At 32.7% G+C, this 12,541-nt stretch carries 14 protein-coding genes; 1 reads left to right on the plus strand and 13 read right to left on the minus strand.

Translation table 11 applies throughout. The features are described from left to right. Positions 1-68 precede the first annotated feature (68 nt). From coaE to ABD792_RS14095, 12 genes are all read right to left on the minus strand, one after another. On the minus strand, positions 69-656 hold the full coding sequence (coaE, locus tag ABD792_RS14040; RefSeq protein ID WP_345006887.1) for a dephospho-CoA kinase: 588 nt from the start codon (positions 654-656) through the stop codon (positions 69-71). Beyond that, positions 653-1,528 (minus strand): CdaR family protein, encoded by an 876-nt coding sequence (locus ABD792_RS14045; RefSeq protein ID WP_345006889.1) that lies wholly within the window; start codon positions 1,526-1,528, stop codon positions 653-655. Before ABD792_RS14045 ends, coaE begins: the two co-directional genes overlap by 4 nt. Before the next feature lie 88 nt (positions 1,529-1,616). Beyond that, a complete protein-coding gene (locus ABD792_RS14050) occupies positions 1,617-2,618 on the minus strand; it encodes a glycosyltransferase family 2 protein (RefSeq protein ID WP_345006890.1) in 1,002 nt (333 codons plus the stop codon). 76 nt (positions 2,619-2,694) lie between these two features. Continuing rightward, positions 2,695-3,513: an enoyl-ACP reductase FabI gene (locus ABD792_RS14055; protein ID WP_345006891.1), complete on the minus strand. Its 819-nt coding sequence runs from the start codon at positions 3,511-3,513 to the stop codon at positions 2,695-2,697. 125 nt (positions 3,514-3,638) lie between these two features. Next, positions 3,639-5,291: a DNA repair protein RecN gene (gene recN / locus ABD792_RS14060; RefSeq protein ID WP_345006892.1), complete on the minus strand. Its 1,653-nt coding sequence runs from the start codon at positions 5,289-5,291 to the stop codon at positions 3,639-3,641. A gap of 64 nt (positions 5,292-5,355) precedes the next feature. Next, a complete protein-coding gene (gene porD, locus ABD792_RS14065) occupies positions 5,356-6,243 on the minus strand; it encodes a type IX secretion system protein PorD (RefSeq protein ID WP_345006893.1) in 888 nt (295 codons plus the stop codon). After that, the gene (gene coaBC, locus ABD792_RS14070) at positions 6,236-7,444 is read right to left on the minus strand and encodes a bifunctional phosphopantothenoylcysteine decarboxylase/phosphopantothenate--cysteine ligase CoaBC (protein ID WP_345006894.1); all 1,209 of its coding nucleotides are present in this window, start codon (positions 7,442-7,444) and stop codon (positions 6,236-6,238) included. The genes porD and coaBC overlap by 8 nt, the downstream gene beginning before the upstream one ends. A gap of 10 nt (positions 7,445-7,454) precedes the next feature. Then, a complete protein-coding gene (locus ABD792_RS14075; RefSeq protein ID WP_199115778.1) occupies positions 7,455-7,781 on the minus strand; it encodes a DNA-directed RNA polymerase subunit omega in 327 nt (108 codons plus the stop codon). Between the two features lie 13 nt (positions 7,782-7,794). Further along, positions 7,795-8,595 (minus strand): outer membrane protein assembly factor BamD, encoded by an 801-nt coding sequence (locus ABD792_RS14080; RefSeq protein ID WP_345006897.1) that lies wholly within the window; start codon positions 8,593-8,595, stop codon positions 7,795-7,797. A gap of 118 nt (positions 8,596-8,713) precedes the next feature. Further along, positions 8,714-9,592 carry a 4-hydroxy-tetrahydrodipicolinate synthase gene (dapA, locus tag ABD792_RS14085; protein ID WP_345006898.1) on the minus strand — a complete coding sequence of 293 codons (879 nt, stop codon included), beginning with the start codon at positions 9,590-9,592 and terminating at the stop codon, positions 8,714-8,716. Continuing rightward, entirely contained in the window at positions 9,585-10,112 is a 528-nt protein-coding gene (locus tag ABD792_RS14090; protein ID WP_345006899.1) for a DUF6913 domain-containing protein, read from the minus strand. The genes dapA and ABD792_RS14090 overlap by 8 nt, the downstream gene beginning before the upstream one ends. A 381-nt stretch (positions 10,113-10,493) precedes the next feature. Next, positions 10,494-11,234 (minus strand): hypothetical protein, encoded by a 741-nt coding sequence (locus ABD792_RS14095; protein ID WP_345006900.1) that lies wholly within the window; start codon positions 11,232-11,234, stop codon positions 10,494-10,496. 183 nt (positions 11,235-11,417) lie between these two features. Between ABD792_RS14095 and ABD792_RS14100 the strand changes: the two genes are divergently transcribed. Then, on the plus strand, positions 11,418-11,801 hold the full coding sequence (locus ABD792_RS14100) for a DoxX family membrane protein (protein WP_345006901.1): 384 nt from the start codon (positions 11,418-11,420) through the stop codon (positions 11,799-11,801). Here the strand turns inward: ABD792_RS14100 and ABD792_RS14105 are convergent. Then, positions 11,796-12,497, minus strand: coding sequence for a hypothetical protein (locus tag ABD792_RS14105; RefSeq protein WP_345006902.1), 702 nt, complete (start codon positions 12,495-12,497; stop codon positions 11,796-11,798). The genes ABD792_RS14100 and ABD792_RS14105 overlap by 6 nt on opposite strands. Between the last annotated feature and the right edge of the window lie 44 nt (positions 12,498-12,541).

Here is a 12,541-nt window from a genome sequence, read left to right on the forward strand (position 1 = left end):
TTAACATTTTAACATTTAGCTCAGTTGCCATTTAACCTTACATTAACAAATATGTTAAAATTTAACATTTACTGTATTTTTTTAAGAATATCCCTATTTATTTGGTGTACTTGTCTTTTTGTGTCTTCCAAATCTATGTTATTGATTACAAAATGGGAATGTTTCATCTTTTTTTCATCGGGCCATTGATTTTTCATAATGGCTTCTATTTTCTCTAAAGTTGTGTCATCGCGCTCAAGTAAACGCTGTATTCTTAATGTTTTAGGAGTGGTTACCGTTATTATGTAATCACACTGCTTGTAGCTATCGTTTTCAAACAAGATAGCGACTTCTTTAATAACATACGCTGCATTTTGCTTGGCTATCCATTTTTTAAAATGTTGAGCTACTTTGGGATGAATTATTGCATTCATCTGTTTTAAATAAGAGGCATTGTTAAATATGGTATCGGCAATAAAACTTTTATTTAGATGCCCATCTATATAAGCTTTTTCTCCAAATAGTTCAATAAGTTTTCGTTTAACAACCTTTGATGTACGCATTAAGCTTTTTGCCTCTTTATCGGCTATATATATGGGCACTCCCAACTCCTCAAACTGCTTAGCAACAGTTGTTTTACCACTTCCTATACCACCTGTAAGACCAACTACAATCATTCTGTTATTATAAATTCTATATGCTGTTGATTTATTTTGGCACTTTTTACCAGTTCTGACATTTTCTTCAATTCTGGTATTAAAAACGTTTGATTATCAATAATCTTATTATAATCACAACTAACTTTGAAATCTTTTGGTTTAATTTCACTAAAGTTACTTAAACTAACATAATAGGTAACATTAACTGTTTTTGGGAAATATTTCAATTTAATCTGGTCAGGAATATTTATAATGTCAACTGGTATTTTTAAAGTGCCTTCAGTAAACTTTTCTACTTTCCCCTTTAAAATAACCTCAGCATTAGAAAATTTTAATTCGTTATGGTTTACTGGTAATTTTAATTTTATACTTTTAGATATATCTGTTCTAACCTCTGTTAAACTCAAAGGTTCTGTTTCTAAAAATCCTATGTTGGAAACTAATGTGTGTGGCCCAATTATTTGGACAGAATCTGGCATTAGTCGAAACGCTGTTGCAACATTATAGCCAGGGGTAAAATCAATATCGGCATTTAGTTTTACTGGTACTTTCCTTACTAAATTCACATCATATCTAAATCGCAAAGTATCGGGTGACATATTAAGTAACTCAACATTTTTATCGAACTGTGTGTTATTTAAATAGGCCTTGGATTTACTCCATATAAAAACAGAATCCCTTTTATATGCATCACTTGCAAAATCAATCTCGATCTCTGGTTTTGAAATATAATAATTGAGCCATCTAAACCCATGTGTTTTTAGGGTTAAGTTGAGTACCGTACTTGAGTCGTTTAAAATAACTATCTCCTTAGGCACATTGACTTTATTGATAGAAAATGTTATAGTATTGGTGTACTGCTTAGACAGTTTAGTAAAGATTAAAATCATGAAAGACAACAATAAAAATAAAACGAATACATTTATTTTTTTGCTCTCTAAGGATTTAAGTAATTCTGATTTTACCTTTTTTATCATTTCATTCAAAAAATAATTCAGGAAAATGATCTTGCGGCTTTTTATTTAAAACCCCAACAGCTAAAGTAGATTTTAAAAACCCATAACCATACCCAAAGAACTGTACTCCAACAGCTACCATCGCAAGTAATGCAACATGTAAGCTCTTTGTTGTTACACATGCGACAAGGAAAGTAAAAATACAATACAATAAATAGGTTTGCAACACCCAATTAACTCCAAATAAAAACAATAGCAAAGAAGTAATAGCCCCCAAACAAAATAAGCTTGGAAACCAATAAGTGATTTTACTTGTTGCTGGGTGCCACTTATTTAAAATGGGTCTTACCATTCCAAACTTATACACTTGTTTGTAAAATTTATTCCAAGAGATACGACGCTTATGGAACACGAAAGCTTCTGGTATTAATTTAGTCTCAAACCCTAAGTTCCAAAGGCGAATGGACAAATCTGGGTCTTCACCGGGGTGTATTTTACCAAATCCATTTGATGCGATAAAAGCCTTTTTAGAAATCCCCATATTAAAGCTTCGGGGTTGAAATCTATTAACGCTACTCTTACTGCCACGTATACCTCCAGTTGTTATAAATGAGGTCATTGCAAAATTAATAGCTTTCTGGAGTTTTGTAAATGATTGGTGTGCTGCATCTGGTCCACCAAAACAATCTACATAACCAGCAGTTAAACCTGTAACAACGGCTTGTAAATACCCCTGTGGCAAAATACAATCTGAGTCTAATATTATAAAGTAATTCCCTTTTGCCTTTTTCATTCCATAATTTCTGGAGTCTCCTGGACCAGAATTCTCTTTAAAATAATAAGCTATATCCAGTCTGCTTTCAAACTGTTCAACTATACTTTTTGAAGAAATGGTAGAGCCATCTTCTACAATAACAATTTCGAATGCTTGATCTGTCTTTAAGTCTTCAAAACTTTGTAAAAGCTCCTGAATCTCATCGGGACGATTATAGACGGGAATAATAAAAGAAAACTGTAATTGCATATCACAAATGTAACCAATCCTAATAGAAAAGCCACCTTTTAAAAGGTGGCTTCGTTATAATAATTTATTAACAGTTTTAATCCTTATTCACAAAGGCTTCCATAACGGCATCGCTTACCCCCATATTACTGAACCCTCCGTCGTTATAAAGATTTTGGAGTGTAACACGCTTTGTTAAATCACTAAATAATGTAACTGTATAGTTTGCACAATCTAATGCCGTTGCATTACCTAATGGCGACATTTTATCTGCATATGCTATAAAGCCGTCAAAACCTTTAACGCCGCTTCCAGCTGTCGTAGGCGTTGGTGATTGTGAAATAGTATTTACACGAACTTTCTTGTCTCTTCCAAAGAAATAACCAAAGCTACGAGCAATACTTTCTAAATACGCTTTATTATCTGCCATATCGTTATAATCGGGAAATACACGTTGCGCAGCCATATAGGATAAAGCCACGATACTGCCCCATTCGTTCATGGCATCAGCCTTATAAAGTGTCTGCATTACTTTATGAAAAGACATTGCTGAAACATCTGTTCCTTTTTGTGTCCAATCGTAATTCTGATCTGTGTAATGTTTTCCTTTTCTAACATTTATAGACATCCCAATAGAATGCAATACAAAATCTATTTTACCTCCAAGGATTTCCATTGATTTCTCTACCAAATTCTGTAAATCGGCCTCAGAAGTAGCATCGGCTGGAATAATTTGAGAGCCAGTTTTCTCTGCTAACTCGTTTATTTGCCCCATACGCATCGCTACAGGAGCATTAGTTAAAACAAATTGACCGCCTTCCTCATGAACACGTTCAGCCGTTTTCCAAGCAATAGAGTTAGAATCTAATGCCCCAAAAATAATTCCTTTTTTTCCTTTTAATAAATTGTATGACATACTTTTTAGTTTATATGTTTAATCTCTATATGCAAGTGTGTTCGTTACTTATAAAAACACATTTACAGTTTTAACGGTTCAAAAATACTAAACTTTAAACTTTAAACTTTAAACTTTGGTAATTTTTAATTGAGTAATTCTTTGGCATGTGCTATTGCAGAGGTCGACATTTCCACACCACCAAGCATTTTAGCTATCTCAACAATACGCTCATCATGATTTAGTTTCACCAGATTGGTTTGAGTGACTTCTTCAACATCTTCTTTAAAAACTTTATAATGTGTATGCCCCTTGGCTGCAATTTGCGGTAAATGTGTTATCGAAAACACTTGCATTGTTTTACTCATTTGCAACATTATATCTCCCATTTTATTGGAAATCTCTCCTGAAACTCCGGTATCGATCTCATCGAACATAATAGTTGGCAACTGAACATATTTAGATAAAACCGATTTTATAGCCAACATAATCCTGGACAGCTCACCCCCTGAAGCGGCTTTTTTAAGCTCATTAAACTGTCCGCCTTTGTTTGCCGAAAACAGAAAAGATAATTCGTCTTTACCATTAGAAAAAAACTGTTTCCCGTGGTCAAGGTTTATTGTAAATTGCGCATTTGGCATACCTAAACTATTTAGAATGGCTTCGAGCTGTGTTTTTAGTTGTGGTACAACTTCTATACGCTTCTTATTAATGTCTTTTGAAATAGCATTGAGCTTATTAACTTTAATTTCTATTTGTTGCTCTTTCTTATGTATAGCCCCTTCAATATTTTCTGTAGCTTCTACCTTTTCTTCTAAAGCGTCTTTAACTTCTATTAATTCTGAAACATTGGCAACCAAGTGCTTTTGCATTAAATTATGAAGCAATTTTAATTTTGCATCTACAACCTCCAATCTGTTAGGATCTGCTTCCACAGTATCTTGCAATATATCTACTTCACGAAATACATCGTCTAACTCTATTAGGGTGCTATCAACGCGTCTACACAAATCGTTGTATTTAGTAGATAAACTGGCTAATCTTTGTAGGTTGTTCTTTAACGTGGAAAGCGTTGCTAGCACCCCCACTTGTTCATCATTCAACAAATAATAAGCTTCCGAAAGTCTTTCTTTTATTCCTTCTATATTGCTTAATGTTTCATATTCTTCTTCAAGGCTTTCTTGCTCGCCTTCCTGTAAATTTGCTTCAACCAATTCATTTAGTAAAAATGAATTATAATCATGTTCTTTTATCGCTTCAGCCTGAAAGTTCAACAGCTCCTGAAGTTCTTTTTGAAGTTTCTTATATTGCTTTAATTCAATTTTATAGTTTACAATAGTTTCTTCATTATTAGCTAAAGCATCAATAACCTGAAATTGAAAATCGTTACTTGTGAGCTCTAAGGTTTGATGCTGCGAATGAATATCTATTAAACGTTCTCCTAACACCTGCAAACCTGCTAAGTTTACTGGCGAATCGTTTACAAACGCTCTGGACTTACCCGAAGGTAATATTTCCCTTCTAACAATAGTTATATCTTCATAATCAAAATCTTGAGATTCGAAAAGAGCTTTAAGATTGTAATTTGTAATATTAAAAACGGCTTCTATAATACATTTTTGAGATGTATCCTTCAAACTACTCAAATCGGCACGCTTACCAAGAATTAAAGATAGACCGCCCAATAGAATAGATTTACCTGCCCCTGTTTCTCCTGTTATAATTGAAAAGCCATTGTTAAAATCAACTTGAAGCTTGTCAATTAGTGCGTAATTTTTGATTGAAAGTGATGTTAGCAAAACTATTACAAATGTTTAAATAATGAAATTAAATATAATGAATGTGATTTGATTAAAGAAGGTATTAGAACGTAATATTCCTCCATTTACCTGCATGCATGGGAGCCACTTTTTGGAGTACTTCTTTAACACTGGCAATATTAACATTAGGGCCATCGCTGAATATTTGTTCTATTTCATCGGCTTTTGCATCAAAAAATGTACGGAGCAAAAACGAGTTAGGCCTACGACTGTTCATTGCCTGAAATTTTTTTAGGGTTTCAGCTATTTGCTCTTTTCCCTTTTTAGCGTTATCTGCCATTACATCCAAACCTTCACGATGGTAAGAATACATCACTTCCCTAAACGTTACAAAAGTTGGGGATAACATATTATCTATTAATGTAAATCGACTTTGCAGGCCATCTTCTGGCTTCCAGCCTAAGTAGTTATCTTGTTGTGAATAATTGGTAATGGTTTGCGCAATTTTATAATAAGGAGCGCCTCCATTTTCCGAAAATGTATCAGCATCCAAACCTAATATCATATAAACATGGAAAGCCAAAACAGACACCAAATTTGATTCGTATTGTGTAGGATTAAAAATTAAATTCTGAAATTCTAAATAGCGGAAGGCAAAATCTTTATCATTAAAATTGTAAACAGGTGTTGTAAACGAAGATCCAAAAACCGGACGTGAAGACTGCACCTGAATTGATCCTTGAAAAGCCTCTCCGCTGTAATCTGTAATAGTAATTACCATACTGCAATCAATACGTTCCTGAACTCCAAACGCTCTGTTGGTCCATTTTGTATTGTTAACAAATTCTGTCAACTGCTTTTCCAAGGTTTTAAAAATAGACTGGTTCTCATTCCCTGTCTGACGTGCGTTAACAACGACATTACAGTTAAGCTCTTGAGAATTGACTAAATTACCCAAGCATAATATTACGATTACTAAAATACTACGCATTAATCTGTTCAATAATTTTATTTATTAAATCCTTGGCCACATCTCTTTTAGACTTTAATTCGTGATTAGTTATAACATCATCACTATCAATAAAAGTCACCTTATTAGTATCCTTCTTAAATCCTGCTCCTTTATCATTTAACGAATTTAAAACAATTAAATTTAAATTCTTCCTTTTTAATTTCTCTTTTGCATTCTCCAGTTCATTATTTGTCTCTAATGCAAAGCCAACTAAAAATTGTTTCTTTTTAATGGCTCCCAGTGAAGCTAAAATGTCATTTGTTTTTTCTAGCTCTATAGTTAACGTACTTTCCTGCTTTTTTATTTTCTGGGAAGCAATTTCTTTAGGTCTATAATCTGCAACAGCAGCAGAACATATTGCAATATCTGCTGTTCCGAAATATTGATGAACTGCTTCGTACATCTCTTGAGCACTTACAACTGGAATTACATTAATTAGGTTATGTGCTACCGTTTGGTGCGTTGGTCCCGAAATCAAAACAACCTCAGCACCATTGTTGGCTGCTGCCTTGGCTATTTCGAAACCCATTTTACCACTGGAATGGTTTCCAATAAAACGTACGGGATCTATAGCTTCGTAAGTTGGGCCAGCTGTAATTAGTACTTTTTTACCTTTAAGTGGTAAAGTGCTTAAAATATCTGTTTCTATAAAATTAACAATAGCTTCTGGTTCTGCCATTCTGCCCTCACCTACTAAGCCACTGGCCAATTCGCCACTGGTTGCAGGAATCATGGTATTGCCATAACTTTTTAAAACCTCAAAAGATTTATGGGTACTCCCGTGCTTGTACATATCTAAATCCATAGCTGGCGCAAAATACACAGGACATTTGGCGGATAAATAAGTGGCCAATAATAAATTGTCACATACCCCATTTGCCATTTTTGATAAAGTGTTAGCTGTTGCTGGAGCAATAATAAAAAGATCTGCCCACAAACCTAAATCTACGTGATTGACCCAAACGACATTATCATCTTCGTTTGTAAAAGAGGAATAAACCGGATGTTTTGAAAGGGTTGATAAGGTTAAAGGTGTAATAAATTCTTTAGCAGAGGGTGTCATGATTACTCTTACCTGAGCACCCGCTTTTATAAATAATCTTACTAGGGAAGCCGTTTTATAAGCGGCAATACCAGCACTAATGCCTAATAGTATGTTCTTGCCGCTTAGTATAGACATTTTAACTTTTTTACTGAGCGTCTTCCTCAGTATTTCTAAAATATACTTTATCCGTTAACCATTCTTGTACAGCTAACGCATGAGGTTTAGGCAATTTTTCATAAAACTTAGAAACCTCTATTTGCTCTTTATTTTCAAAGATCTCTTCAAGACTATCGTTGTAAGTAGCAAATTCTTCTAACTTATCAATAAGTTCTTTCTTGATCTCTGTATTAATTTGCTCTGCACGTCTTGAAATAATTGAAATAGCCTCATAAATGTTTTCTGTTGGCTCATCAATTTGATTTCTATCATACGTTATGGTATTAACCGGCGCATTGGTCTTTTTTAAATCCATTATAATAAATTATTTAACTTTTAGTGCTATAACTCTTTAACGCATCGTCTATTTCGTTAGCCATTGCATTTACGTCTTCTAAATATTTAGAATCTGAATAGGCTTTTTTAAATGCATTATAATATTCTTTCGCTTTTTCCAAACGTACCCGCTTTTTATATTCTATACTGTTTATAGCTAGCTTATAAGCAGAATCTAACCTAAAAAATAGGGCATCTTCACGTAAAGTAGAGCCTGGAAATTCGAATACAAAATTATCAAATGATTTTATAGAAGCCTGATAATCTGAAATATGATTGTATTGCTTAGCGATACTATAGGCTTTCTTTTCAAGTTTAAAGTCTAATTCCCTAACCAATTTGTTAGCTTCACTTGCATACTCTGATTCGGGAAATAAGTTTATGAATAGTTGCAGCTTTCCGATCGCTTCTTTAGTTGACTTTTGGTCTTTGGTATAAGCTGGCGACAACATGTAGTAACTCTTGGCACTAAAAAAAGAGGCCTCCTCAAGCTTTTCACTTTTTGGGTAACTGGAAACAAAACGTTCAAACTGATATGCTGCTGTATAATAATCCTTCATTTGGTAAAAAGAATTAGAATACAAGTACATTAATTTTTCGGCTTGTGGCTTCCCTCTATAATTAGGTACTATTTGAGCAAACAATCTGTTGGCCTTAGCAAATTTACCTTGGTTATAAAGATCTTCTCCCATTTTAAACTTTGGAGCAATATCTTCGGCCTTTAGTACTTTTTGATACTCACTACAAGCGCTTAAAATAGCACAGGCTAATAATACGTAGAAAAACTTCTTCATAGGTTTTAAACAGGATGCAAAATTAAGTTATTATTATGGATTTTAAAAATATTATTTTAATGCTAAGGTAATTGCTAAAACATAGCATCCATAAGGTTTAAGTAATATTTAACACTCCTTAAAACTGTTTTACAAAAGCTTTGATCTTTTCTTTTAATTCACCAGAAGCTTGGACAAGAGGTAAACGAACGGCACTATTACACTTATTTAAAGCTTCAAAAACGGCTTTAATTCCTGAAGGGTTATTTTCTTCAAAAATATAGCCAATTACATCCATTAGTCTAAAATGTAGCTTGTACGCTTCTTTCGCATTGCCTTGCAGCCCTAAACGGATCATCTCTGAAAATTCTTTAGGGAAAGCTTGACCAATTACTGAGATTACACCTGCACCACCTGCTAAAACAACACCAAGAGCTAAATCATCATCTCCAGAAATGATTAAAAAATCATCTGGTTTATGTTTTAGTAACTGCAAATATTGGGCTACATTATTTCCTGCTTCCTTAATTGCAATAACATTTTCAAAATCGTTTGCCAGGCGTAAAGTTGTTGAAGGCTCCATGTTTTTAGCTGTACGTCCTGGAACATTATACAAAATTACAGGTACTGGGGACGTTTCCGAAACAGCTTTAAAATGCTGATAAAACCCTTCTTGTGTTGGCTTACTATAATATGGTGCTACTGATAAAATAGCGTCTATTTTACTTAAATCGGTAGTTTTAATTTCTTCGACAACTTGAGCTGTATTATTTCCTCCTATACCCAAAACCATTGGCACACGGCTATTGTTTGCCTTAGAAATTGTTTCAACAATATCTTTTTTCTCCTGTTTTGTTACGGTTACACTTTCTCCTGTTGTACCCAAAATTACAAGGTAATCAGTTCCATTATCAATATTATAATTAACGATATTCGCCAATGCTTCATGATCTATACTTAAGTCTGATTTAAAAGGTGTTACCAAAGCGACTCCAGTTCCTAGAAACTTACTATTCATTTTTAATCTTATTTAATATAGTTAGGTATTTATAGAGTTCTTCTTTAAATACGTTAAATTCTTTAATATCTGTTTTTATAATCAAATCGTTTAAGCGCTTATCTGTTTGTAAAATGCCGACTTTAAATCGGGATTTAGACAATGCTGTTAGCAATTTTAATTCTAATAGTTCTTCGGTGTAATAGCTTATCAAAACATCAAACTCGATATCTAAGAAAGATTTTAGTTCTACATTCTTTACAGTCCCATTCCACCCAAAATCACTAGGGTTAAAACAAAGATCCCAAGCATTTGCTTTTTCTTTTCCATTGGAGGAAAACGCAATAACCTTTAACTTGTTAGGTCTAACTTTTAAATAAGCTGCCAAGCCCCTAAACAACTCGATATCATCTATTTCATTTAAATTTAAGATAACGCCCAACTTATTTACTTTAGCATCATCTACATTAACAAAGCGTTCTGATATGAGTTTATTTAAGTGTCTTTTATTGGATCTTTTTTTAAGCCCTTTAAAAATCATATTGCTTTTAAACTTTGCGCAAAGGTAACAAAAGTACGTTCAAAATATATGCATAATGCACAGGCTTCACATATTTATTCATTTTGTTATATTTTGTTATTTCTTTTGGATATGCAACAAAACATTATTCTTCTTGATCCCTTATAAAACTGAATAAAAAGAGGCCTATAGCCATGTATAGCTTAAAAAAGATACGTTTAAAGTACTTTCGGCACTAAATTTCCAAGGATATTGTAACAAGACTTTCATTGGTTAAAAAGCCCAATAAACAGCACCTATTGGGGTTGCCCCACAAAAGAGCAAGTATTGTAATTATGAACAAAATAAAAAACCAAGAAGTAAAAAATATATTAAAGGCAACTCATGCCTGTGCTTTTTATATTAAGCAAAAACACTCTCGGATCGAGCCATTCTATCACGACGTCTTTCTTGCTTAACTTTTTTGTTCTGTTGAATCATAAAAGATATAATTAAATAGATTCCAAATGCAAATAGCACTTTACCTAATAACACAAATGCCCAATTATACACATAATAAAAGTTTATGTACTCCAATACGGTTGAGAAAGCAAAGCTCATCCCAGCCATTAAAAAAGTAATGGTTTGCTTTGTTTCAGTATGCAAATACACTCCAAAAGCAACAAATACCAAAACTATTAAAGACATACTCTTTATTGCAAATAAGGTAACATCGACCAAATCAACCATTACAGCTTTTAAAACGCCATATAGAACATATACAAAATAGGTGTTTATTAAAAACACAACCAAAAGATAAGCTCTTATAATTTTATCCAATTTGTATAGTTTAAATTTAGGTATTGTTATTCCTACCAAACACAAATAACCTACTAAACCAAAGATTCTTTCGTAAACCTCATCCATACCAACAATGGAAAATAGCGCTCCTAAAAAAGAAAACGAAAAAAAAGCAATAAGCAGGGCACAAACCCGATTTTGCCTGATTAGAAAGAACAATAAAATAGTACTAAGAAATGTTAATTTTATTAATTGTAAAACAAAAGCATTACCAAAAACAATTCCGATAACGCTTGCTACAATTACTAATAATAGAACACTAAAAAAAATACGATACAGGGGTGGGGCATACATGGTTTTCATGATAAATATAAATAAACATGTTACTCAAATATAGCAAAAAAAATCAAACACACCGACAAAACACATATTTAACCGATAAAATACTAAGATTATTCCTATTCATGATTTAATATTTCACACTTTGATAAGTTGTGCACTTAATTACGTCTAAACTTTAAATTTACGATCAATAAATTTTACGATATGATAAAAAAATTGCCTTTAATTTTAAGAATAACCGTTGCCCTTATCTTATTACAGACATTACGATTTAAATTTTTTGCTCACCCTGACAGTGTTTATATTTTCACTAAACTAGGCATGGAGCCTTTTGGTAGGGTAAGCATTGGTATTATTGAACTAATTGCTAGCATACTGATACTAATTCCTAAAACTATCTGGATAGGCTCTTTACTTACACTAGGGGTTATTGGTGGTGCTATAGTTATGCATCTAACTATTTTAGGCATTCAAGTTAATGACGATAATGGCCTCCTATTTTTAACAGCAGTAATAACCTTTATACTTTCAGCAATTATACTTTACAGAGAGAGACATGCATTACCTAAAATTAAAGCATTACTATAAAATCACTTTTCTTTCTTCACCGTTAAGTTTTGAGTGTTGAAAGAAAAAATAAAACGAAATAACTGCCAAAGTAATGGATGAGATATTCAACAAACTCCTTTGGGTAATATACAAATAGGCTACATCTATAATTTCTGAAAAAACGATACATAAAGCACCTATAAACAAATAAAGTGACTTCTTATCATCCTTGTAAAAGTAATTTAAGAGCGCTACAGATAATAATAAAAACGTAACCACATTGTACACCAACTCCATATAATATTCACTACCCAATTTAGCTTGAGGATCAACTATAACTTGTAAAACATATATCAAATAAACGTTCAAAATTATTAGAACAAGAATGTGTATTTTATAGTTTTTTACCACATGCCAAATACTTAAAGATTTAAATACCTCTATCAACAAGAAAACATAAGCTATTACATATAATGAATTACCTAAAAAATAATCAACATCTTTCGGGATGTAGTCGGCGATTAGAATCGATAAATCTGAAATGGAGTATACGACCAGAAACAATGAAAAGAAGATCGATCGTTTTTCCACATACAAAAAATAAATAATTGTTACTGTAGGTAATATTAAGGATTCAAAATTATATGAAAAATCTTTATTTCCAATAAACTGAAACGCAATTGAGAGCACGTACAATAACACAACTAATCCCGTCAAGATTCTAAATTTACTCATAACAGCAATTTATGGTTACCGTACAAATATAAAAAAAATTAATA

Source organism: Snuella lapsa, from assembly GCF_039539345.1.
GTDB lineage: Bacteria > Bacteroidota > Bacteroidia > Flavobacteriales > Flavobacteriaceae > Snuella > Snuella lapsa.

Excerpts from the sequence above, each read along its gene's own strand:
- coaBC (WP_345006894.1), bottom strand. The coding sequence starts at position 7,444 with ATGTCTATACTAAGCGGCAAGAACATACTATTAGGCATTAGTGCTGGT.
- ABD792_RS14050 (WP_345006890.1), bottom strand. The coding sequence starts at position 2,618 with ATGCAATTACAGTTTTCTTTTATTATTCCCGTCTATAATCGTCCCGAT.
- dapA (WP_345006898.1), bottom strand. The coding sequence starts at position 9,592 with ATGAATAGTAAGTTTCTAGGAACTGGAGTCGCTTTGGTAACACCTTTT.
- ABD792_RS14075 (WP_199115778.1), bottom strand. The coding sequence starts at position 7,781 with ATGGATTTAAAAAAGACCAATGCGCCGGTTAATACCATAACGTATGAT.
- ABD792_RS14105 (WP_345006902.1), bottom strand. The coding sequence starts at position 12,497 with ATGAGTAAATTTAGAATCTTGACGGGATTAGTTGTGTTATTGTACGTG.
- coaE (WP_345006887.1), bottom strand. The coding sequence starts at position 656 with ATGATTGTAGTTGGTCTTACAGGTGGTATAGGAAGTGGTAAAACAACT.
- ABD792_RS14045 (WP_345006889.1), bottom strand. The coding sequence starts at position 1,528 with ATGATTTTAATCTTTACTAAACTGTCTAAGCAGTACACCAATACTATA.
- ABD792_RS14090 (WP_345006899.1), bottom strand. The coding sequence starts at position 10,112 with ATGATTTTTAAAGGGCTTAAAAAAAGATCCAATAAAAGACACTTAAAT.
- ABD792_RS14100 (WP_345006901.1), top strand. The coding sequence starts at position 11,418 with ATGATAAAAAAATTGCCTTTAATTTTAAGAATAACCGTTGCCCTTATC.
- ABD792_RS14080 (WP_345006897.1), bottom strand. The coding sequence starts at position 8,595 with ATGAAGAAGTTTTTCTACGTATTATTAGCCTGTGCTATTTTAAGCGCT.
- porD (WP_345006893.1), bottom strand. The coding sequence starts at position 6,243 with ATGCGTAGTATTTTAGTAATCGTAATATTATGCTTGGGTAATTTAGTC.
- ABD792_RS14095 (WP_345006900.1), bottom strand. The coding sequence starts at position 11,234 with ATGAAAACCATGTATGCCCCACCCCTGTATCGTATTTTTTTTAGTGTT.
- ABD792_RS14055 (WP_345006891.1), bottom strand. The coding sequence starts at position 3,513 with ATGTCATACAATTTATTAAAAGGAAAAAAAGGAATTATTTTTGGGGCA.